This window comes from Marinobacter sp. PE14 (genome assembly GCF_053566155.1).
Window position 1 is genome coordinate 675329 of sequence record NZ_JBQXNY010000002.1, and the last position, 21938, is coordinate 697266.

Sequence of the window (21938 nt, forward strand, 5' to 3'; positions counted from 1 at the left end):
CATCCAACTGCCCCGAAAACCGGAGATATGTCCGGCGCTCAGGACGATAAGAAGCGTTACAGCACCTTCAGCGCCGCATCGTAATCCGGCTCATCCTTGATCTCATCAACCAGTTGGCTGTGCAGAACCTTGTTGTCTTCATCCAGCACAACCACTGCCCGGGCGCAGAGACCGGCCAGGGGGCCGTCCTGCATGGCGACGCCGTAGTCCTGCTGGAAGCTGTAGTTCCGGAAGGTTGACAGGGTTTCGACGTTTTTCAGACCTTCCGCACCGCAGAATCGGGCAGCCGCGAAAGGCAGGTCGGCGGAGACCACGAGGACCACGGTGTTGTCCAGGCTGCCGGCCTTTTCGTTGAACTTCCGGGTGGAGGCGGCGCAGACGCCGGTGTCAATGCTCGGGATGATGTTCAGGATCTTGCGCTTGCCGGCCCAGCTATCGAGTTTGACTTCTTCCAGGCCGCTGTTGGTCAGGGTAAAGGGGGGCGCGTTGTCGCCTGCCTCGAGGAATTTACCGCTCACATCAATGGGGTTGCCGTCCAGGTTAACGCTGCTCATGGTATTTACTCCTCGGTGTCGGGTTTAGAGTCTTACGTACTCTGTGTAGACCATTTTGGATGATTTTGCCTTAATTGCCGGTCGCACTTTGGGGTTCGAAACCTTTCGCAGGATAACGCTGAACCAGTACCAGATAACAGGCCATCGCAAGTGCTGCGCAGGCGGCGATGATCAAAGCCATAACCAGGGAGGTGCCATCGTGCAGGTGGCCGACCAGCACGCCGGCGACGGCGGCGACGCCCATCTGAGTGAAGCCGAACAGCGCTGAGGCGGAGCCGGCCATGGTGGGAAAGTTAGCCAGAGCGCCCGCCATGGTCTGAGGCAGCACCATGCCAGTACCGATCATGAACAGGGCTTGGGGCAGAATGACCGCCCAGACGTTGAACACCTCACTCAGTGCCAGCACGGCCATCAGACTGCCGCCGCCGACGGCGATGATCAGGCCACGAACCAGGATCTGGTCCGGCAGCAGGCGACGCCCGAGGCTAACGGCGGTCAGGTTACCGATAATGTAGCCGGCCACCATGCAGGCGAAGTAGAGGCCGAACTGTTCTGTTGGCACGCCGAGGAAGTCGATAAGCACGAACGAAGAGCCCGACAGGAAGGCGAACAGGCCGGAGAAGATCAGGGCATTGGTCAGGGTGTAGCCCACGAAGCTGATGTCCTTCGCGATGATCCGATAGTTCCGCAGCAGGCTGCAGAGCTTCAGCGATTGGCGATGCTCCGGACGCATGGGCTCTGGAATGCCAAACGCGACTACCACAGCCATTACCAGGGCGTAGCCACCCAATGCGAGGAACACCGATGACCAGCCGAGGTTGGCCGTCAGTATCCCGCCAATGGTCGGTGCAACCGCCGGCGCCAGGGCCATGATACTGGCCAGGATGGCGAGAATCTTGGCGGCTTCGCGGGGCGTATAGATATCCCGAATCGCCGCCCGACCCAGAACCGGGCCGGCAGAACCGCCAAGCGCTTGCAGGAAACGGCACAGAATCAGCGTTTCGATGTTCGTCGCCAGGGCACAGCCAATACTGGCAATGGCGAAAAGCACGAAACCACCAATCATGATCGGCTTGCGACCAAAACGGTCCGCTAACGGACCGCAAATAAGCTGTGCAATGGCAAAGCCCACCATGTACAGACTCAGTGTCAGCTGAACCTGATCGGTGCCGGTGCCAAAGTCAGAACCTATCTGTGGCAGTGCCGGCAGATACATATCAGTCGCCAGCGGCCCAAGGGCCACAGCGGCGGCGAGAAGTACCGTTGTCCAGACACTGGTCAAAGTCAGCATGTGTTTCCTAATGCGTTTTCAGAGAGTTACCGAAAGAGTAACGACAGGTCAGGTTGGGAAAGGCTTTCCAAAACTGTAGAGGGCCAAGGATGGCCCGAAACAAGCGCACATGGATGTGCTCGTAGCGTGTTTTGGAAAGCCTTTCCCAACCTGGCCGACCGCCGAGTAATGGCAGTCTAGGTGAGAGGGGGTAAGAAGATAACGCCAGCAAAGCTCATACAACCTATGAGCAAAACTAATTGATTAACTTTTCAGACCGTTGAGCGTAGCAGCAACGGCATTCACCTGGTTCCGCAGCCACTTGTGGGCAGGATCGTTCTGGTTGCGGCGGTGCCACAACATCAGCAGGGTAAAGGGTTTGAAATCAAAGGGCAGGGGAACCCAGGCGAAATCGCGGAGTAAGTGTTTGCTCATGCCTTCTGGCGCCGTGGCCAGCATATCCGTGCCCCGCAGGAATTCCGGCAGGCCCGAAAAGTTGGAAACCGTCACCACATTGCGGCGAACCAGGCCACGGGTATCCATGGCGGTTTCCACCGTTGGCTTCTCGCCAGTGGCAAACAGCAGGGCGATATGATCCGCCTTCAGGTATTCCGGCAGATCCGCTGGTGGTTTCCGGTACTCGGGGTCATAGAACACCACCATACGATCGGCCATCAGGCCCCGCTGCATAATGTCGGTCGCCTCCGGCGCGTGCGGAGAAATCACCAGATCACAGACATCCTTTCGCAACAGGTCTGCCCGAGGAATGCCGGACGGAATCACCTGGAGACTGATGCCTGGAGCCTCCTGCCGCAAGGTACGCACCAGGCCGGGCAAAAGCAGGTCCCGCTGGTAGTCATTGGCAGCAATCGTGAAGGTGAATTCGGCCGTGGCGGGGCTGAACGGCGGGCCTGATGACAAGGACTGCAGGTCATCCAGAATCTGGCGAATATGCGGCCCCGCCTGCAGTGCGTAGCGGGTTGGCACAATGCCGCGCCCGGACTTCACGAACAGGGGGTCACCCAAAGCCTGGCGCAGGCGCTCCAACGTGTGGCTCACCGCCGACTGGGTAACACCCAGACGTATCGCAGCACGGGACACGCTGCCTTCGTCAAGCACCGCCAGAAAAGTACTCAGGGCCCGGAAATCCAGGTTGAATGTATCAATCGGGTTCATGAATGGCAGTGTAACCCGAGGACTCCCGCGGTGCTACGGCGTCTTTATCGACTCGTTTGACCGGATAAAGGACGCGATGGCCCGAGCCAGATTATCGAACCAGGGGTTGTAGGTCAGCCGGCTGGTAAATACCGGTCGTTCAGTGTCGTGCCAGGCGCTGAACCAGAGATCTTGCTCCGGCAATTGCCGGCACCCCTCAAGGGAAATGTTGTTCGGTTCCAGGCAACGCTGCAGCGGCGCGCCGAGGCCATAGAGTTCGTTCTCCGGCGCAATCAGCAGAGACTGGTGAGAGAACTCCAGGATATTGGCGTCAGGCAGATAGCTGTTCAGGAAACGGATGCGCTGATCGGCCTGTGCGTCCGGCCAGGATTCACGGATGTCCCGAAAAATCACCATGGCGTTTCCGGGATTGGTAAACCGCTCCCGGAACTGCGTGACCAGATACTCGAGATTGATCACCGAGTCGGCCTCGGTTGCCGCCAGAAACAAAGGTATCTCAAGGCTTTCATGTTGCTTCATCCGGCTCTGCGCGGAAGAGATGACATCGCCGATCTGGCTGCCCGCGTTGAAGGAAAACGACTCGTACTTCACCGGATTAAGCTCGGGTTCTTTTTCCACGAAATCACCAAAGACGTCGGCAATGGGCGCCAGCCAGAGGTAATCCCGAAGACCATTGAGCTGCCAGGCGGGCGCGACCGCAATCAGGCCCGCCGGTCTTGGCCCCGTCTCCGAAAGAGCGTAATCCGTGGCCAGGGCGCCGCCCAGTGAAAAGCCGCCAATAAACGCCCGGTCCACATCCTGCGACAAGGCGACGAAGTGATGGCGTACCTGATCACGCCAGACGTCGGCGCTGGCCGTCACCATATCGCCGGGACGGGTGCCGTGTCCCTGCAGCAACAGAGTCCGGACTTCCACGCACTGATCCGCCAGATGTCTGGCCAGATCCCGGAAAACAAAGGGTGAATCGCTCAAACCATGAACGAGCAGTAGACCGGTTCGTTGCCCGGAGCTGCAATTTGCCGCCGGTGCTATCTGGTACGGCAGGTTCCAAAGAACCTGCTGTTCCCGCTCAAACCCTTCCACCGGAACCAGGTTGGTATCGACATAGGCCCGGACAGATTCCACATAGCGGTCGAAATCAGTCACAGGTTTGGCGCCCAACGTTGATGGCCCGGGGCTGTAGAGTTCAGTGCTGGTGGCGCAGGCGGCCGTGGTCGCCAGCACGAGTAAAACGAGCAAATTCCTGAGAATAGTCATAACCGGCGAGTGAGATTCGCTCCTTTCGTTTTTACTGTCGTCATTGCTGACTGCGTTGAGTGATCGTTCAAATTCCGATACTGTGATTTCAGTATACGATCCCGAACCGCCTTCCGGATGAGGAGCCCCAACGATGAGCATGACTCTCGCTTTCGATGTCTACGGAACCCTGGTTGACCCCATGGGCATGTCCCGCCTTCTGTCGGAGGATGCCGGCGACAGGGCAGAATCCGTTGCAGCTCTGTGGCGGGAGAAGCAGCTGGAGTTTTCCTTCCGAAAGGGCCTGATGAAAGTCTACGAAGACTTCGGTGTCTGTACCCGGCAAGCTCTGCGCTACGCCATGGCCACCCACAAACTGACCCTGTCCGAAGAGCGCGAAAACGCCCTGATGGCAGCTTACTTATCGTTGCCCGCGTTCGATGATGCGTTGACGGCATTGAAAACATTGAAAGGGCAGTATCCGCTGTTTGCGTTTTCCAATGGAAGCTACCCGGCGTTAGAGAAGGTGTTGGGGCACAACGACCTGTTGGACCAGTTTGAGGGACTTGTTTCGGTGGACGACATCAAAACCTTCAAACCCGACCCGGCTGTATATACCTATGCCCGGCGAGCCACTGGTGCCTGGGAAAAACCCCTGTGTCTTGTGTCCAGTAATGCCTGGGATGTTATCGGCGCCCGAGCTGCAGGATTACTCGCAATCTGGGTACAGAGGGATCCGAACAAGGTATTTGAAGACTGGGGGATTAAGCCATCAGCGGTGATCAACAGTCTTTCAGAACTAGAGGCAACACTGAAAAACCTCTGAAGTAAGAGGAGGCGGGTGTTGGGGTAGGCTTTCCAAAACTGTAGAGGGCCAAGGACGGCCCGAAACAAGCGCACATGGATGTGCTCGTAGCGTGTTTTGGAAAGCCTACCCCAACACCTGCCGGCAATCTCCAAAGCATCCGAGGCAGAGGACTCAGTCTGACCGAACAGCCAGCCAATCCGCCAACTCCAACCAACTCTGACGCGGAGCTTTGCTCCCGGCAAGAATGCCCATATGACCACCCGGCACAACCCGGAAGGTCTTGTCCGAAGAGTTCACATGATCCATCACCCGCTTCGCCGCACCCGGCGTCACGAGCGTATCGTCGCCGCCAGCGATGGCCAGTAAGTTGGCACTCACATTGTCCAGCCTCGCAACGTCTTCGCCGATCTGTATTTCCCCCTTGGACAACTGGTTGTCGATCCAGACCCGAACCACCGTGTCCTGAATGATCCCGCCGGGATAAGCCACCATACGGTCAAGAAACGCCGACGTGGTGGCGTGGCTGGTGACAAACTCCCGGTCACCCAGCCGGATGATCAGCTCCCAGTAACTCATCACGCTGGCAATCGGATTGGTCAGCTTGAAACCGATGGTATTGGCCCAGCCCGGGGTATGAAACCAGTGTGGTTTGACATCGTGAAGCCGAAAGCCGGTCCGTTCCCGGACAAATCCGGCCACGTCTGCCATGCGCTGATTCACAAGCCCCAGAATCCCTGACGCGTGACTGTCGATCGGCGAGCCCAGCACGATGGCGTTGCGAACGTGCTGATCGTTGCTGAGAGCAGAATAGAACAGCGTGAACATGCCGCCCATGCTCCAGCCATGCAGCGATAGCTCCTGCTCACCGCTGTGTTCCCGCACCCGGTTCAGATAGGCCGGCAACAACTCGGCCACATAGGTATGCAAGTTATAGTGGCTGTGCTCCCGGGTTGGCGTGCCCCAGTCGATCAGATAGACCTCGAACCCCTTGGCCCGCAGAAACCGCACCAGACTGCGCTGGGGAAACAGATCATAGATCAGCATATTCACCGCCAGCGGTGGCACGATCACAATCGGTGTCCTGTGCGCTTTTCGCTCAACCGCGATGGTCTCCCCGTCCAGCTCGATAAAATCCTCGGCCAGTGGCGGGTAGTAACGCAGACTGACCAGACCGTCGGTATGCAGGGTTTCAAAAGGAGTCTGCCCGGCCTGAACCAGGCTGGCGGCCCGGAATACCCGGTCAAAGGCGTTGCCTGCGTACAACGCTGTCTGGCGGGTAACGCCCGCTGCGCGATCAGCGGCTGATTTGAAGAGATTGGCCATGGGACTATCCAAAAAGACAATGATTCAGAATGATGACGAACACAACGTGCTAAAGCCTGAACCCGCAGGCTGGGGCAAGAATAGGGCAAATGCACCCTTCGGGGCCATGGCAGAAGTGTCCAAACCGGTGGGCAAACCGGTCACTTCAGGCCACTGCCCAACGAGGCCTGTGGTTGTTATCATTAAGTCCCATTTGGAAAGAACAACCAGAAAAACAGGACCGCCATGCTCAGCTTTCTCCCTGCCCCCGTGATCGGTGTACTCAACTCCATCCTGCTGGGAATCAACACCCTGTTCTGGTGCATACTGCTCTACATACCGGCCATCCTGAAACTCATCATCCCGATCAAGGGCTTCCGGGTACTCTGCACCCGAGTCATCATCTGGATAGCCGAGGCCTGGGTCGCCTGCAACACTGGCTGGATGAAGCTTACCCATGGCACAAAATGGGAGGTGAAAGGTGCCGAGAACCTCAAGCGGGAAAGCTGGTACCTGGTGCTGGCCAATCACCAGAGCTGGGTGGATATCTTCGCCATGCAGCGGGTCTTCAATCACCGGGCGCCGTTCCTGAAGTTTTTTCTTAAGCAGCAACTGATATGGGTGCCCGTCATAGGCCTGGCATGGTGGGGCCTCGATTTCCCCTTCATGAAGCGTTACACGAGGGAGTACCTGATCAAACACCCGGAGAAACGCGGTGAAGATTTGCGGGCAACGCGTCGGGCCTGCGAGCAGTTCCGCCATACCCCGGTCAGTGTGATGAACTTCGTTGAAGGTACCCGGTTTACCCAGGCCAAACACGATAAACAGAAATCGCACTACAAGCACCTGCTGACACCCAAGGCTGGCGGTGCGGCCTTTGTACTCGACGCCATGGGCGACTCGATCCAGACCCTGGTGGACGTGACTATCGCCTATCCGGACGGGGCGCCCACGTTCTGGGACTTTATCTGTGGCCGGGTAAAGGAAGTCAAAATGGAAATCCACACCGTTGATATCCCGGACCATCTGAAAGGCCGGGACTATTCAACGGATGCCGAGCACCGCCGGAACGTGAAAAACTGGTTGGGGGATCAGTGGCAGGCCAAGGACGAGCGGTTGGAGCAAATGCTGGCCCGATAAATATCGGGAATCAGCTGTCGGAATCATCCTCCACCTCATCCGGATGTTCACGCTTGTAACGCTCCCATTCTTCCCAGTCGTGGGGCGTTCCTGCATGGGGCCTTCGCAGATGTTTGGCATGCTCCATGGCGTTGTTGCGGAGGCTGTGGTCCCGCTCTTCGTCTTCCTTGTCGAAACCGTACTTTTTCAGAAATTCATCGGGAGTGATGGGCATGGCGCACCTCCATCATCGGATCATGTCCTGATTGATACGATGCGCCTGCCATTGTGGTTTTTCAACCGCCGTCAGGGCTGCTCTGGCTGGCAATCTCCTGTGCTTCCACCAGCTTGAAATTAATCTGCCTGCGCTCGTCATCCACCCCGGCAAAGCTGACCGTTACCGGTTGTTCCAGCTGGAAAATGCGTCCGTTCTTGTTGTGGATAAGGCGCATGGTAACCGGATCAAAGCTGTACTTTCCGTCAAGATCCTTGCAGCTGACGAACCCTTCCAGCCCGTTGGCATCCAGGCGAACGAAGAAGCCGGCAGGCACGGTGCGGCTGATAACGCCGGCCATGGGCTCTTCGCCGAGCGTTTTGGCAAAGTCACTCTTGAGCCAGGCTTCCAGACTGTTGGCGGCCTGTCGGGCGCGGATCTGGGCGGCTTGTAGGGCCTCCAGCTGATCCTCACTCAAGGCTTTCATGGGGGTATCCCACAGCGCCGATTTGATCAGCCTATGCACGTAGAAGTCGGAGAACTTGCGCAGTGGCGAGGTAAAGGTGGTGTAGGCATCCAGGCCCATACCATGGTGTGGAGCCGGCTTGAAGCTTAACTCGGCCCGGGCCAGTTGGCGGGACAGTATGGCCTTGACCGGTACCTCTGCCTCCAGGGCGTCGGTTTCCTTCATCAGCTTTCGGAAGCCCTCGGCCTGATGGGCATCAACCCCGGACAGGTGTGGTGCGTGACTGTCGATCAGCGCCCGGATGTTGTCGGCGCGATCATCTCGCAGTCCTGGATGCTGGATAAACAAACCGGCGGTCTGGTTGGTCAGGAAGTCCGCGGCGCAGCGGTTGGCAGCGACCATGCACTCTTCCACCAGACGATGGGCTTCATTCTGGATGGACGGTTCGATCAGCCGGATACGCTTGTTTTCATCCAGCCGGAGGCGGAATTCCGGGCGGTCGCCGCTCAGCAGCGCATGCTCGCTGCGCCATTTTCTGAGCGCTGTCGCTGCCTGGTGAAGTTGGTCCAGACTGTTGGCGACGGCGTCCGGCAGTGCCTTGATGTCGTCGTCTTCCCGGCCTTCGATCAGATTCGAGACCAGCTCGTAACTGAGTTTGCCCTTGGATTGAATAACCGCTAGATGAAAGCTGTAATCGCCAAGGCTGCCATCATTGTTAACCTGAAGGTCGCATACCAGGGCCAGGCGCTTGGCCTCCGGCATCAACGAGCACAGGCGGGTGCTGATGCTGTCTGGCAGCATGGGCAGGGGCTCGCCCGGGAAATAGATAGCGGTAGCCCGATTGAACGCTTCCTGTTCCGCCGGGCTGGCGGTGTCGATCAGGGCGGTCGGATCGGCAATGGCAATCGACAGCGTCCAGCCGGTGGCGTTGGGTTCGGCCAGCAGGGCATCGTCCATGTCCTGGGTGCCCGGGCTGTCGATGGTCACATACGGGCGATCCGTTCGGTCTTCCCGTCTGGCTTCCCGGGATTCGATATCGCTGTCGCTAAGGCTGTCGGCCTGTGTGCGCACTGAGTCCGGCCAGGCGTCCGCCAGGTCAAAGGTTGCGAGGGTGAAGGAACGCTCGATGCCGGGTTCCCCGGCCTTGCCGATCACGCGCAACACCTTGGCCTGGCCCTTGCCGTCCTTGATCGGATGCTTGTGAATCTGGCAGTAGATGAAGTCGTCCGGCTGGGCATTCATTCGCTCTTTGGGCGGGATGAAGATCCAGCGGTTGATGCCCGGGGTCTCCGGTACCACAAAGTGCCCTTTGCCCTTGACCAGGTAACGGCCAACAAACGTATTCAGGCGGGTTTCCAGCAGTTCGTCCACCAAGCCCTGGGTCTTGCCTTTCTCAACTTCCTGCTCGGTGACGTTCACCCGGTCGCCCGGCAGCACCTTCTGCATCTCCTCCGGTGGCAGGAAAACATCCCGACCCTCATCGAGCGCAACAAATCCGAAGCGGCCATTGGTGGCTTTGACAGTACCGGGGAAAACCACCTTGTTTTCCTTGATATCCGATTTCAGCTGGCGCAACTGGCTGAGGGCGTCGGCTTTGAGCATGAAGTAACCTGGCTGGTAAATAATGAATGATGGGGCGGAGTATAACGGTTATGGCTCTATGCGTCAGATAGCAGAATCCGCAAATCAGATTTCTGTCCAGAATCTCTGGAGGTTGGCCAGTGATTTGGTGAGCAGATCAAATTCGGTCGTTTTGCCCTCACGTTCAAACAGCTGTCGCCTGGCCGTGTCCAGATCAAAGAGCACTTCCCGCTGGGCCGGTTCCCGAATGGTGCTCTGGGCCCAACCGATAGCGACACGGCGTTGGCCCCGTGTGACCGGATCAACCCGGTGCAGGGTTGAGGACGGATAGACCACCGCGGCGCCAGCCGGTAATTTGTAGGATTGCTCACCGGCCGTGGTTTCGGTAACCAGTTCGCCCCCGTCGTAGCTTTCAGGATCGTCCAGGAACAGCGTGAAGGAAACATCGGTCCGCAACCTGCCGGCCCCCCGGCCCATCACGGGATCGTCCACGTGATTGCCGTAGGTCATACCATCCCGGTAGCGACTGAATATGAGAGGTGTGACCTTGGCAGGCCGCACTGCCATCTGGAACAAGGGGTGTTCCGTCAGGGCTTTTTCTACCTCGGTCCGAAGACTTTCCGCCTGGCCCCCGGACACCTTTAATTGCTCGTTGTTTTTGACCAGCTTTGCATGCCACCCGGCTGTGCTCCGCCCGTCCTGAAACTGGCCACCGTCAAGGGCGTTGCGGATTCGCTGGAGCTGTTCAGGGGTCAGGATCTGGTCGATACAGATAATCATGGTTATCTCAACTCTTAATGCGAATAATTTGCAATCAGTATAAGCTTTGGCGCATGATGCACCACTATCGATTCACCATCAATCTTACCGTTGTTGATGAAGAGCAGCAGGCGGTTTTTAACAGGAGAAAGAACGGAATGAAGAATGAAAAGCTGAAGCTCTGGACCGGCATCGGCATGGCGACGCTGATTGCCAGTTCGGGAGTTGTCGCAAGCGAGCACAAGGAAAAGCATCACGACGGCATGATGAACTCTGGCTCAGCGGAAGGCGGCGAGGGCGGAGAACACCATGGTGGTGAAGGTGGCGAGCACCACGGTGGTGAAGCTGGCGAAACCGGTGCGGCGTTCAGCTACTTTGCCGCCGGTGGCGAAGGCGGAGAAGGTGGAGAAGGCGGAGAAAGGGGATCTTCAGCTGTTTCTCCTGTCGACTCTGACGGCGCCTATGTTGCCATGTTGCAGATGATGCAGGGTCATTTGATGGCGGCTCGTGAATTGATCAAGGCGGGTCAGGTCGCTGACGGGCGTCCACATCTGACGCATCCCTGGGTTGAGCTCCACGGCATGGTTGCGCCAGGTCTCGAAAGCCGGGGCCAAAACGATCTGAGTGAACCTCTGGAGACGCTGGCAAATCAGGCCGGCGGGGTTGAGCACTGGAGCGACATTAACAAGGAGTTCCAGGCGGCCTGGGTGGCTCTGGAGAAAGCGGTCAAAGCTGCCGATAGCAAGGGCGCACAGAGCGCCGGAACCGTCTCGAAAGTGGTCCTCTCGCTGACCAAGCAGGCGGTTCTGGAATATGACGAGGCGCTGGAAGACGGGCGCTTTGTTGCCGTGCACGAATATCAGGACGGGCGCGGCTTTGTGAGCTCCGCTCGTGACTATCTGGATAGCCATCAGTCCACACTGAAAAAGCAGAACAAGGAAGCCTGGCGCGATGCCGTGAAGGCACTGGACGAGCTCCAGAAAGCCTGGCCGTCAGCCGTGCCGCCGGAGCAGCCAGCCATTCCCGTGGCTAGCGTCTATTCGGCCCAGGCCCGGCTGGAGTTGGCCCTTGCACCGTTCCTGTACTGATTGTTGATGTTGACGGGGCCTCTGATTGGAGGCTCCGGCTTTTCCGTCAGTCTTCGGAAAGCGCGGTTTCATCATCCAGCGTGTCGATGCAGACCTGGTTACGGCCACCGGCTTTCGCACGGTACAGCGCGCGGTCGGCGTGTCTGAGAATGGTATCGCTGGTGTCACCGGGTCGGGCAAAAAATCCGCCGACGCTGACTGTGACCGCAGCACCGGTTTTTCGGCTCTCCTGTTCCACCAGTTCCCGAATTCGCCGGGCAATCTGTTCCAGCGTGCCCTGGTCACACGGTGACAGCAAAACCACGAACTCGTCGCCGCCCCATCTTCCCGGATGATCGTAGGGCCGAACGCCGGCTTTGAGCCAGAGTGCGACACGGCAGAGAATCTGGTCGCCCGCCTGGTGGCCGAGGCTGTCGTTGATCGTCTTGAAATGATCAATATCCAGCCAGATAACGCCAAACCCGCTGTCCTGTCGACGGGCCCGCTGAATCTCTTCTTCCATTATCTCGTCCAGCCCACGACGGTTCTTGAGACCGGTCAGAGGATCAATTCGGGCCAGTCGGCTCAGCTCATCCGTGCGTTCGGCCACTTTTGCTTCCAGCTCCCGCGTAGACTGACCGAGTTTCTGGGCCATTTTTTCGAAATGGTCGGCCAGCCAGCCAACCTCATTATCCGGTTTTTCGAGGCGGGGCAGGTCAAAACTACCCTCGCGGACTTTTTCCACCGCGTGTTCCAGACTCATGATGGGCTTCAGAATCCGCGATTGGATAATGAAATGGAACAGCAATAGGCTCACAAGCAAGGTCACAAGGAATACGGCAACGAGCGGCCAAAGGTAGCTCTGGGGTAGAAGTGTGTTCAAATCCAGAAGAGTAATTTCAAACCAGCCAATGGCAGGCAGAAAGGCAACCCCGGCCAGATGTTTGCGGCCATCCACCGTCACAAAGCCGCTTTCCACCTGACCGGCCTGGTCTCCGCGCTTTTTCAGCAGCTGCAGCATACCGAGGATCTGCTGTTTGTCCTGAGGATCGTCGAACAAAAGGTCGACCGTGTTCTTCTGCCCTTCGGGTTTGATGATGCTGGCGAAATCTATGTAGTTGCGGTCGCGGTAGAGCTGTATGGCACCGTTGTAATCGACGAACAGCGTGGTGATGCCTTCCTGCCCGATGTCGACAATATCCTGCAGGAAAGCGTCGAGGCTAAGGCCGGTACCGACCATGCCGACAATCTCGCCAGCCTCGTCCCGCATCAACACATCGATCCAGAGCTTGGTGACCCCGAGTTCGGTATCCGGATTCACGTTGAGATGGAAGTCGCGGCCTTCTTCTATCAGCTGGAAAAACCAGGCGTCGTCGGGCTTCTCCTTGTCGAGAACGTACCGGAACTGGCTGCCGGCGTACTCATTCTCTGCGTTGTTGTAGTAATAGTGGCCGTTACCGACCAGCGCGACAAAGTAATTGTTGTCCCGGAAGTTGGAACGAAAACTCTCCATCTGGCGAATGGCTTCAGACTTGAGCGTTTGGTTATCGGGATTGGCGGCCCAGTTGATCAGTGCGGAGGAGTTGGCCATCTGTTTGGCCAGCCCAATTTCCCGTTCGAGGGACTGCAGCAGTCGGGCGCTGTCGTAGCGCACCTGTATTTCCGCTACCTGTTGGCCCCAGCGTTCGATGATATTTTCGGATAGCTCCCGATAGGCCAGCCACGATGCCAGTGAAGCCACGACTATCAGGCTGGCGGCCAGACCAAGGATTCGGGTTTTAATACTCAACGAGGGTCCCTCTCGGTTTTTCTGGGTTTCTGGGCGCCAATGATAGAACACTGGTTAATCAGAGTGTAGAAAAAACAGACAGGGCACGGAACGTTTTCGGGAGGGAAACATTGTCGCAAGGGCCGCTGATGCAACGACCCCTGCCTGGCGATCAATACTAGTTATGCTCGGAAAAAATGCGTGTCTGTCCTGACTCGTTGAACAGGATGACCTTGTAGTGGTCTTTCCTGTCGCCCATCTCCATGCCCGGAGATCCGATGGGCATACCCGGCACGCTGAGGCCTGTGGCTCGGGGCGCTTCGCTGATCAGGCGCTTGATGTCGTTGGCCGGAACGTGGCCTTCAATGACGTAATCGCCGATAAACGCGGTGTGGCAGCTACCCAGACCGGCAATCAGACCGGCATCGGCCTTGATTCTGCCCATGTCGTTGGTGTCGGTTGCTTTCACCTTGAAGCCATTCTCCTCAAGATGATCAATCCAGTCACCACAACAGCCGCAGGTTGGGGATTTGTAAACATGGATGCTCTGGGCCGCGCCGCCGGCCAACGCCGTGGTGCTGAACCCCAGGGCCGCCATCAGACCAAGAGCCAGAGTGTGCTTTTTCATGGCAAATACCTCAGTGGTGATGTTGATGTTCATTGGAGCCTTTGTCGTCGGAACCGGAGAGCCAGAACCACCAGACGATGGCAGCCATCAGGGCAAATCCTCCGGCATTGACCAGCAGGGTTTCCATCAGTTCCGCTCCTTTTGTTGTTTCGGATCACTGTGCCCGTTGCTCTGTTCCGGCCGGTGGCTGGTTCGGAACAGCCTCAAACGGTTGGCGTTTGAGACCACGGTGACCGATGACAGTGACATCGCGGCGCCAGCCAGAATCGGGCTCATCAGTATTCCCCAGACCGGGTAGAGAAGGCCGGCGGCCACCGGAATACCGAGGGTGTTGTATACGAACGCGCCAAACAGGTTCTGGTGAATGTTTTTCACGGTGGCACGGGAGATCTCGATGGCGTCGGGAACGCCGTGCAGGGAGCCCCGCATCAGGGTGATGCCGGCGCTCTCTATCGCCACATCGGTACCCGTGCCAATGGCAAAGCCGACGTCTGCTGCCGCCAGGGCCGGAGCGTCGTTGATGCCGTCGCCGACCATGGCGACGATGTGGCCTTTGCCGCGCATCTCGCTGACCACCTCGGCCTTGTCTTCGGGCAGGACTTCCGCACGGTAGTCATCAATACCCGCCTTTTTGGCGATGGCTTTTGCCGTGGCGTCGACATCGCCGGTTACCATCATCACCTTGATGCCCGCCTCGTGGAGGCGCTGGATAGCGGCTTTGGAGTCCGATTTGATCGCATCGGCCACCCCAATGACGCCGAGGGCCTCGTTGCCCAATGCCAGGAACAGGGGCGTGCCGGCCTCTTCGGTAATGGCGCGGGCGGCAGCGGCCAGATCGTCCAGAGCAATGCCCTGGTCTTCCAGCCAGCGACGATTGCCCAGACGCACGGGCTTGCCGTCGAGTTCACCTTGCACGCCTTTACCATTCAGGGCCTCGAAATCGGTCACCTTCTCGTGCTGAACGCTTTCTTCTTTGGCCCGCTCCAGAATGGCCTCGGCCAGAGGGTGTTCGGAGTGTTGTTCCAGACCGGCCGCGAGGGCCAGCAGGCGTTGCTCTTCACCTTTGCTGGCATGAACCCGGGTAACCGCCGGATGGCCTTCCGTGATGGTGCCGGTTTTATCCAGTATGACCAGATCCAGTTTGCCAGCGGTTTGCAGGGCATCGCCCTGGCGAATCAGCGCGCCGTATTCGGCGGCCTTACCAACACCGACCATCACCGACATGGGCGTCGCGAGGCCCAGGGCGCAGGGGCAGGCGATGATCAGCACGGTGGTGGCTGCCACCATCATGTGAACCACGGCCGGTTCCGGCCCCACGTTATACCAGACCAGCGCCGCCACTACCGCGATCAGCATGACGGTCGGCACGAACACCGAAGAAATCTTGTCGGCAAGCCGACCGATGGCGGGCTTGGAGCCCTGGGCTTTCTTCACCAGTTTGATGATCTGCGCCAGTGCGGTTTCACTGCCTACCCGGGTGGCCTCATAGACGATCGAACCGTGGGTATTCAGGGTGCCGGCAGAAACCTCATCGCCTTCCGATTTGCTCACCGGCATGGGCTCACCCGTGAGCATGCTCTCATCAATGCGGGTCGAGCCTTCGGCAATCAAGCCATCGACCGGTAATTTCTCCCCGGGCCTTACCCGGATATGATCGCCCTTGCGAACCTCCTCGACCGGAAGGTCCTGCTCTTCACCATCGCGAATCACCCGCGCCGTTTTTGCCCGCAGGTCCAGCAACCGGCGGACCGCCTCTGAGGTCTTGCCTTTGGCCCTGAGTTCCAGCGCCTGACCGAGATTGATCAGGCCGATAATCATCGCCGAGGCCTCAAAGTAGACATGACGAGCCATCTCCGGCAGCGTACCGGGAATACTCGCCACGACAATGGAATAGAGCCAGGCGGTGCCGGTACCCAGGGCAATCAGGGTGTCCATGTTGGCATTGTGGTGACGGAACGCCTTCCAGGCACCGGTGTAGAAATGCCCGCCGGTGGCGGCCATCACGATCAGTGTCAGCACACCCAGTCCGAGCCAGGTGCCCTGATTGGCGTCGGTCACCATCATGGTGCCGAAGCCCATGCCCCAGACCATCAGCCCAAGCCCCAGGCCCAGACTCACCGCCATCTTCACCAGCAGGGTCTTGTACTGCTTCCGGTCTTCCTCCTGCTTGCGGTCATCGGCTTCGTCCTCGTCCTCAATCACGCTGGCGCCATAACCGGAACTCTCGACCGCCTTCACCAGCGCCCCGGGATCGGCATCACCCGTGGCTGTGGCGGTGTTGTCTGCCAGGTTCATGTGGGCATGACTGATACCGGAGACCGACATCAGGGCCTTCTCAATTGTGTTTACACAGGAGGCACAGGTCGCTCCCGTCACCGACAGATGAATCTGCCCGTCCGCACCGGTTGTCGCTTCAGAGCCCGTCGGCGCCGAATCTTCTCCGGTTGTCTGATCTTCAGGGTTTTCGATGGAGTCGGCCTTTTCCTCATTACCTGAAGAACAGCAACTGTTCGGCCCGGCGTCGTCCTGGAAAGGCTCAGCCGGGTAGCCGGTCTCGGTAACAATACGCGCCGCCTCAGCGGCATCTACACCCTCCGGCAAAGCCACGGTCTGCTTTTCCAGATCAACCTCGACCAGCCCGGTATCGCCGGTCAACGGTTCCAGTGCGTTGCGAATCTTCTTCGCACAGCCCTGACACGACGCTCCGGAAATGCTGAGTGTGGTTTGTAAAACAGGTGTGTCAGTCATTCAGAATCACCCCTTGCTCTGTTCGCTCGCCCCGCAACAGGGCGCCGGATCATCCCAGTGTTCGATCAACCGGCAAATTGTATGGCCATCGGGCGTGCCATCCGGCATGTCCTGCCAGGCCGCCAGCGCAGCGGTCATCCGTGTGCGCAGTTGCTGCAGCTCCCGAATCTCCCGCTCAACCTCTGCCAGCCGGTGTTGAAACACATCCCGAACCATCGGACACGGCGAATGATGGTCGTCCGCCTGATCCAGAATCTGCCGTATTTCAGGCAACGAAAATCCCAGCTGACGGGCCTTACGGGCAAAGCGAAGCCGTCGAAGATCCTCGGTATCGTATTGCTGGTAGTTGTTGTCCGGGTTACGGGTTGGTTTGAGCAGTTCTTCCCGGGTGTAGAAACGCACCGTATCCGGATTAACACCAGCGGCTTCTGCAATCTCTTTTACTTTCATTTGCCTCAACTCCCCAGTAGGAGATTGTCGGGAACATATCACTACAGTTGGCGGAGTGTCGGTGCGGGGCGGGCTTCCGAAAATGCTCTGAGCCATGGACGGCTCAGAGCAAGCGTACACGGATGTACTTGCAGTGGTTTTCGGAAGCCCGCCCCGCACCGATACGGCGAACTCCAAAATATTAACGATAGACTAAAACCTGTGAGCAACTCACAGGTCAAAGGTTTTTTGGGGTAATAGAGAATGAGGGTGTCGGGCGAACGCTACGAGGCACTGAGGAAGTTTACTCAGGCATTAGTCCGCCTGAACGGTAATATCTGCGCAAGCAGATCTTGACGCTTTCTTTGAAGCTGGCTTTTCACCCCAACAGGCATTAGACGTCTCGCTTGGTATCTCCATCAAAGTAATGAGCAACTATACAAACTCAATTGCAGGAACCCCTTTGGATGATGTTGTAAAGGCATACAAGTGGCGTAAACCCAAGATAGAATTGCGCTCATAAAGCATTGAATTACAGGATTTTGCAGAAATAACTGTAAGTGAGAGAGTCATTGGGCCTTTGCTTGGCATTTTGTATCGGTGGTTTAAAGAAATTAACGGTTTGGCGTCGTCAGAATTCCGGGTGATCTTACCGGCATGGCAGAGAATTCTTCCCTTCTTCTTCTGTTTCCAACGCGATTGATCTTTTGTTTGTCGTAACAAACACGCTCCCAGCTCACTCTCTACCATGGAGATGCACTTGGTAGCTCGATACTGAATAAGACCGTTCGACTTTTACGTCCGTGCAAAACTTCACGGTAAGCGCTTTGTTGTTATGCGCCTGTTCAGCGGTCGGAAAACAGAAAGTCAGTATCTTTCTTTGATGAATGGCTCGGCTGAGAGGTGGGGCTTGCTTGGATATGCCGTGAGTTGGAAAGCGCGTGCATGTTGTTTTGGTTGGAGGCTGCTGTGGCAATTTCTCAGATTCAATCGCTGGCTGATTTGGGTGATATTGTTTTTCGGAATCAGCTTGTTTTGCTGAGATTTTATGTTGCTTGTGGTCAGCAACGTGATCAACAGAATTCTGTATTGGTAGCGCTCCAGAACAGTGGGTTGGTCGATCAGATCGTCGAAATAGATGTCGAAGCGTCGATAGAGCTTGCTTTTAAGTTCTTCATCAAATCGGTTCCGACATTGGTGCTATTACAGGGAAATGAGGTATTGGGGTACGCAGATGGAGAGCAATCAGAGACGGCTCTCGCCAGCTGGGTGCGGAGTTTTTAAATGTAGTTTTTCTGTTAGGAGGTTTGGGCTTAGCACAGTGTCAGCCCTTTGCCGGGCGGAAGTTCGCCCGGCTTTTTTTAAGAAATTTTTACCAGGTAGTTTGGCAAAGAAGGCTCTGAGATAACGGATAGGGACTTCATCCTTTCCAAAGTCCTGGTTTCTGCGTTGAGCAAGTGATCATGAAGATGCTCTGATGCTTCAGAGTGCTTCCCGGCGATCAGCGACTCAATAATAGCAAGGTGCTCGCGAAGGCCAGGTTTTTCAACTGACGCCCTTACTGCGTCGCTAAAAACCAGCCCGACAACCAGAGGCGTCAAGCTTTGATTGATAAATTTGGCGATTTTTTTATTCGGGTTGAATGAGTGGCATCGCTGATGAAGGTCAGCTTCAATCGTCTCCAAAAGCCTCGGATTCTTGTCCTCTGGAGTTTGCGTAAGTGCTTCCTGGAGGCGAAGTTTCATCTGCTCAAGGAGTTCCACCGGAATCAATGGTCCGCAGGTTTCAAGGGAATAAGGCTCTAACAGCCTTCTTGTTTCAAAATCCTGCTTTACATCCCGAGCCGTGAGCGGCCCTGTAATCCAGTGCCCTGTACTGTCTTTTCCAACAAGCCCCTCGTCCATCAGTTTGCCGAGAATTTCCCTGGAGATTGTCCTGCTGACTCCAAAATGCTGGGAATGCTTTTCAGAGCGGATCCTGAATTGACCAAACGTCATAGCGATTGAGGTGGATCTTTTAGTCGCTCTGTAGACATCGTCAATAATATTAGCCTCTGCGGGAGCGCTAGTCTGGGCTTTGTCGTCCAAACCAAGCGTCTCTGGGCGAATCTCCTCCCTCAGGATGATGTCGGAGTTGTCGGTTTTGTAGCCTCTGCCTTCGAACTTAAACAGCTTGCCTTCTTCATGCAGCTCGGCCAGGGCACGCCTTACCGGGGCTCGACTTGTTTTGAAGATCTCAGCGATTGGTCTCTCGAGAATAACCTGTCCTTCCGGAAAAGCTCCCCTTTCAAGCGCCGCCTCCAGTGCGTCCTTGATGACCTCAAAATTCGGTTTTTTCCCACTAGCCCTTTGTTTTGCCAATGCCTTTTTCCTCCCGAAACGCTTGTCGGAGCATAGCGACTTTGCACTGTAATGCAAATTGGACCTAACAGAGCCGCGCTAATCACAAATAGGTATTGTATCCAATAGTCATTTTCAGCTATCTTTCGAAAATAGAACAATACCTGGAAGGCAATTGTGATGAGAATTAGCGAAATTCTTCGTGAGGGGTCCCTGAGAAGTCGAATTGAGGCTCTTAGCTTTGGGATGAGATCAGGTCGATTAAGTCCGGTCGATGTTCTGAGGGATACTCGATTCAAACAATGGTATTCGAAGAACCAAGGAATCCTGGTGACGCCTCTGGGAGAAGCCCCTTTCGAACAGGCTCGCTCCAGTGAAAAAAGGTATCTGAATGATGAGCAATTTGGATTGCTCGACGGCATTCCTTTTGGAGTAAAAGATCTTATCGATGTTGAAGGGGGCACTACCTCTCGCGGTTCTCTTGTATATAGGAATGCGCCGCCTGCGAAGAGAAGCGCTGAGGCCGTCGAGAGGCTTGGTTTTCAGGGAATGGTTTTCGGCGGGAAGACAAATCTGTCCGAGTTGGCGTTTTCAGGAGTCGGGACAAACGACTTGTTTGGCAGTCCCATTAATCCGAGAGCCACTACCGGGAAATACATCACGGGTGGTTCGTCTTCGGGAAGTGCCGCAGGTGTCGCATCAGGACTCTGGCCCGTGTCACTGGGTACTGATACCTCGGGATCGTCCCGGATCCCCGCTGCGTTTTGTGGCGTCGTCGGATTCAAGCCATCTTTCGATAGGTATCCCCTAAGGGGAGTGGCCCCTCTGGCCCCCTCCCTGGATCATTTGGGCATCAATTCTCTTACAGTACAGGACTGCATCATTCTGGATCAGGCCCTGAGAGGTCTGGCCCCCATACCGAAAGTTCGAATGCTCTCCGAGCAAACCGAGTTTCTGGTGCCACGGAATAAATCGATCCAGCCACGTGATCCGCACATCAAAGACAATTTCGATAAAACCCTGGATCTGTTGTCCAACCTTGGGTTCGAGATTCACGAAGTTGATTTTTCACCCTACGCCGAAGTTGACCGGCTCTTCGAAATACATGGAAGCCTGGTCGCCCATGAGGCCGCCCAGCAGTACGAAGCATTATTTGAGAATGGACTGACCTCATATATCGACCCGAAGATTTTGCAGAGACTGAAAGAGGGAACGTTACTCAACCCGAAGAGCTATGCACTCCTGCAGAAGATTAGAAGGAACCTGCGGGCCGAGCTGTCTTCCAGTCTTGGTAACAAGATCCTTCTCCAACCGACAGTAAGAATTCTACCGCCTGCTATTGAATCGGTGCTGCAGGGCGTCGATGAGTTCAAGGCGTTCAACAAACTCATCCTCGGCAACACGATGTACGCGAATTACCTTGGGATGCCAGCGATAGCCATTCCGAATGGCCACGCCCCCAATGGGTTTTCGACGTCTATCCAGCTGTCAGCAGCATCCGGCAAGGACGATTTCCTTCTCAAAACCGCGCTGTTCCTGGAGGCAGCGCTTTCAAAACAAAACATTTACACACCAGACACAGTGTCTCATTGAGGTGATACCGATGAAAAAAATAATGGTTGCTTATGGAGTAGATCTTGATGCCGTCGCCGGTTGGCTTGGCTCCTATGGAGGCGAAGATTCACCCAGCGATATCTCCAGAGGCGTTTTCGCGGGTGAAGTTGGCACTCCGCGACTGATTGATCTATTCGACCGATTCGGGATTAAAGCCTCCTGGTTTGTTCCTGGTCACTCGATTGAAAGCTTTCCAAAGCAATTCATGGAAATAGTCGAGGCCGGGCACGAGGTAGGGCTGCATGGCTACAGCCATGAAAACCCTATTTCAATGACATATGAGCAAGAGCGCGACGTTCTGGACAAATCCATTGATTTGGTGGAGCGCTTCAGCGGACAGCGACCTGTTGGGTACGTCGCACCATGGTGGGAATTCAGCAAAAACACCGCCGATCTTTTGCTTTCTCGCGGCATCAAGTACGACCACAGCCTGATGCACCACGACTTCCAGCCCTATTACCTAAGAAAGAATGATCGTTGGACGAAGATCGACTACTCAAAGGATGCCGCAGAGTGGATGAAACCGATCGAAAGAGGGCAGGTGACTGACCTTCTTGAGATCCCTGCAAATTGGTACCTGGACGATGAAGTCCCGATGATGTTTGTGAAAAACCAGGCAAACAGCCATGGGTTTGTCACACCGCGGCAAATTGAAGAGTTGTGGAAGGACCAGTTTGATTGGGTTTATCGAGAATACGATTTTGCGGTTTTTCCAATGACGATCCATCCAGATGTTTCGGGAAGGCCTCAAGTCCTTCTTATGCACGAAAGGTTAATTGATTACATGTTAAGTCACGAGGGTGTTGAGTTCTGTACTTTTAAAGAAATTATGGAACAAGCACCTTCCTATATGTGAAATG

At 56.2% G+C, this 21938-nt stretch carries 19 protein-coding genes; 6 read left to right on the forward strand and 13 right to left on the reverse strand.

What is annotated here, in order from left to right; translation table 11 throughout:
• Nucleotides 1-56: 56 nt before the first annotated feature.
• The 4 genes from tpx to ACWJ62_RS08925 form a co-directional block, all read right to left on the reverse strand.
• Entirely contained in the window at nucleotides 57-554 is a 498-nt protein-coding gene (gene tpx / locus ACWJ62_RS08910; RefSeq protein ID WP_449285857.1) for a thiol peroxidase, read from the reverse strand.
• 70 nt (nucleotides 555-624) lie between these two features.
• Nucleotides 625-1845 carry a Bcr/CflA family multidrug efflux MFS transporter gene (locus ACWJ62_RS08915; RefSeq protein WP_449285858.1) on the reverse strand — a complete coding sequence of 407 codons (1221 nt, stop codon included), beginning with the start codon at nucleotides 1843-1845 and terminating at the stop codon, nucleotides 625-627.
• Between the two features lie 243 nt (nucleotides 1846-2088).
• Nucleotides 2089-3000, reverse strand: a complete 912-nt coding sequence (locus tag ACWJ62_RS08920) for a LysR family transcriptional regulator (RefSeq protein WP_449285859.1) — start codon at nucleotides 2998-3000, stop codon at nucleotides 2089-2091.
• 33 nt (nucleotides 3001-3033) lie between these two features.
• The gene (locus tag ACWJ62_RS08925; RefSeq protein ID WP_449285860.1) at nucleotides 3034-4146 is read right to left on the reverse strand and encodes an alpha/beta hydrolase; all 1113 of its coding nucleotides are present in this window, start codon (nucleotides 4144-4146) and stop codon (nucleotides 3034-3036) included.
• Nucleotides 4147-4390: 244 nt separating this feature from the next.
• Here ACWJ62_RS08925 and ACWJ62_RS08930 point away from each other — a divergent pair, with 244 nt between their 5' ends.
• The gene (locus ACWJ62_RS08930) at nucleotides 4391-5062 is read left to right on the forward strand and encodes a haloacid dehalogenase type II (protein ID WP_449285861.1); all 672 of its coding nucleotides are present in this window, start codon (nucleotides 4391-4393) and stop codon (nucleotides 5060-5062) included.
• A 153-nt stretch (nucleotides 5063-5215) separates the two neighbouring features.
• Here the strand turns inward: ACWJ62_RS08930 and ACWJ62_RS08935 are convergent, their stop codons facing one another.
• Nucleotides 5216-6367: an alpha/beta fold hydrolase gene (locus ACWJ62_RS08935; protein ID WP_449285862.1), complete on the reverse strand. Its 1152-nt coding sequence runs from the start codon at nucleotides 6365-6367 to the stop codon at nucleotides 5216-5218.
• 225 nt (nucleotides 6368-6592) lie between these two features.
• Here ACWJ62_RS08935 and ACWJ62_RS08940 point away from each other — a divergent pair, with 225 nt between their 5' ends.
• Nucleotides 6593-7486, forward strand: coding sequence for an acyltransferase (locus ACWJ62_RS08940; protein ID WP_449285863.1), 894 nt, complete (start codon nucleotides 6593-6595; stop codon nucleotides 7484-7486).
• 10 nt (nucleotides 7487-7496) lie between these two features.
• Here the strand turns inward: ACWJ62_RS08940 and ACWJ62_RS08945 are convergent, their stop codons facing one another.
• The 3 genes from ACWJ62_RS08945 to ACWJ62_RS08955 form a co-directional block, all read right to left on the reverse strand.
• On the reverse strand, nucleotides 7497-7700 hold the full coding sequence (locus ACWJ62_RS08945) for a hypothetical protein (protein WP_449285864.1): 204 nt from the start codon (nucleotides 7698-7700) through the stop codon (nucleotides 7497-7499).
• A 61-nt stretch (nucleotides 7701-7761) separates the two neighbouring features.
• Nucleotides 7762-9747 (reverse strand): ribonuclease R family protein, encoded by a 1986-nt coding sequence (locus ACWJ62_RS08950; protein WP_449285865.1) that lies wholly within the window; start codon nucleotides 9745-9747, stop codon nucleotides 7762-7764.
• An 84-nt stretch (nucleotides 9748-9831) separates the two neighbouring features.
• Nucleotides 9832-10506: a Fe2+-dependent dioxygenase gene (locus ACWJ62_RS08955; protein WP_449285866.1), complete on the reverse strand. Its 675-nt coding sequence runs from the start codon at nucleotides 10504-10506 to the stop codon at nucleotides 9832-9834.
• A 137-nt stretch (nucleotides 10507-10643) separates the two neighbouring features.
• Between ACWJ62_RS08955 and ACWJ62_RS08960 the strand changes: the two genes are divergently transcribed.
• On the forward strand, nucleotides 10644-11573 hold the full coding sequence (locus tag ACWJ62_RS08960; RefSeq protein ID WP_449285867.1) for a hypothetical protein: 930 nt from the start codon (nucleotides 10644-10646) through the stop codon (nucleotides 11571-11573).
• A gap of 46 nt (nucleotides 11574-11619) precedes the next feature.
• Here ACWJ62_RS08960 and ACWJ62_RS08965 read toward each other — a convergent pair whose 3' ends face one another.
• The 4 genes from ACWJ62_RS08965 to ACWJ62_RS08980 form a co-directional block, all read right to left on the reverse strand.
• Entirely contained in the window at nucleotides 11620-13341 is a 1722-nt protein-coding gene (locus ACWJ62_RS08965) for a diguanylate cyclase (RefSeq protein WP_449285868.1), read from the reverse strand.
• A gap of 157 nt (nucleotides 13342-13498) precedes the next feature.
• On the reverse strand, nucleotides 13499-13948 hold the full coding sequence (locus tag ACWJ62_RS08970; protein ID WP_449285869.1) for a DUF411 domain-containing protein: 450 nt from the start codon (nucleotides 13946-13948) through the stop codon (nucleotides 13499-13501).
• Between the two features lie 126 nt (nucleotides 13949-14074).
• Nucleotides 14075-16696, reverse strand: coding sequence for a heavy metal translocating P-type ATPase (locus ACWJ62_RS08975; RefSeq protein ID WP_449285870.1), 2622 nt, complete (start codon nucleotides 16694-16696; stop codon nucleotides 14075-14077).
• Between the two features lie 6 nt (nucleotides 16697-16702).
• Nucleotides 16703-17146 (reverse strand): MerR family transcriptional regulator, encoded by a 444-nt coding sequence (locus ACWJ62_RS08980; protein WP_449285871.1) that lies wholly within the window; start codon nucleotides 17144-17146, stop codon nucleotides 16703-16705.
• A gap of 924 nt (nucleotides 17147-18070) precedes the next feature.
• Between ACWJ62_RS08980 and ACWJ62_RS08985 the strand changes: the two genes are divergently transcribed.
• Entirely contained in the window at nucleotides 18071-18409 is a 339-nt protein-coding gene (locus ACWJ62_RS08985) for a thioredoxin domain-containing protein (protein WP_449285872.1), read from the forward strand.
• A 77-nt stretch (nucleotides 18410-18486) separates the two neighbouring features.
• On the opposite strand, the gene ACWJ62_RS08990 is transcribed toward ACWJ62_RS08985, so the two are convergent.
• Nucleotides 18487-19485 carry a GntR family transcriptional regulator gene (locus ACWJ62_RS08990; protein WP_449285873.1) on the reverse strand — a complete coding sequence of 333 codons (999 nt, stop codon included), beginning with the start codon at nucleotides 19483-19485 and terminating at the stop codon, nucleotides 18487-18489.
• A 309-nt stretch (nucleotides 19486-19794) separates the two neighbouring features.
• On the opposite strand from ACWJ62_RS08990, the gene ACWJ62_RS08995 reads away from it, so the two are divergent.
• Nucleotides 19795-21057 (forward strand): amidase family protein, encoded by a 1263-nt coding sequence (locus ACWJ62_RS08995; RefSeq protein WP_449285874.1) that lies wholly within the window; start codon nucleotides 19795-19797, stop codon nucleotides 21055-21057.
• Nucleotides 21058-21067: 10 nt separating this feature from the next.
• The gene (locus ACWJ62_RS09000) at nucleotides 21068-21934 is read left to right on the forward strand and encodes a polysaccharide deacetylase family protein (protein ID WP_449285875.1); all 867 of its coding nucleotides are present in this window, start codon (nucleotides 21068-21070) and stop codon (nucleotides 21932-21934) included.
• The last annotated feature ends 4 nt before the right edge of the window (nucleotides 21935-21938 follow it).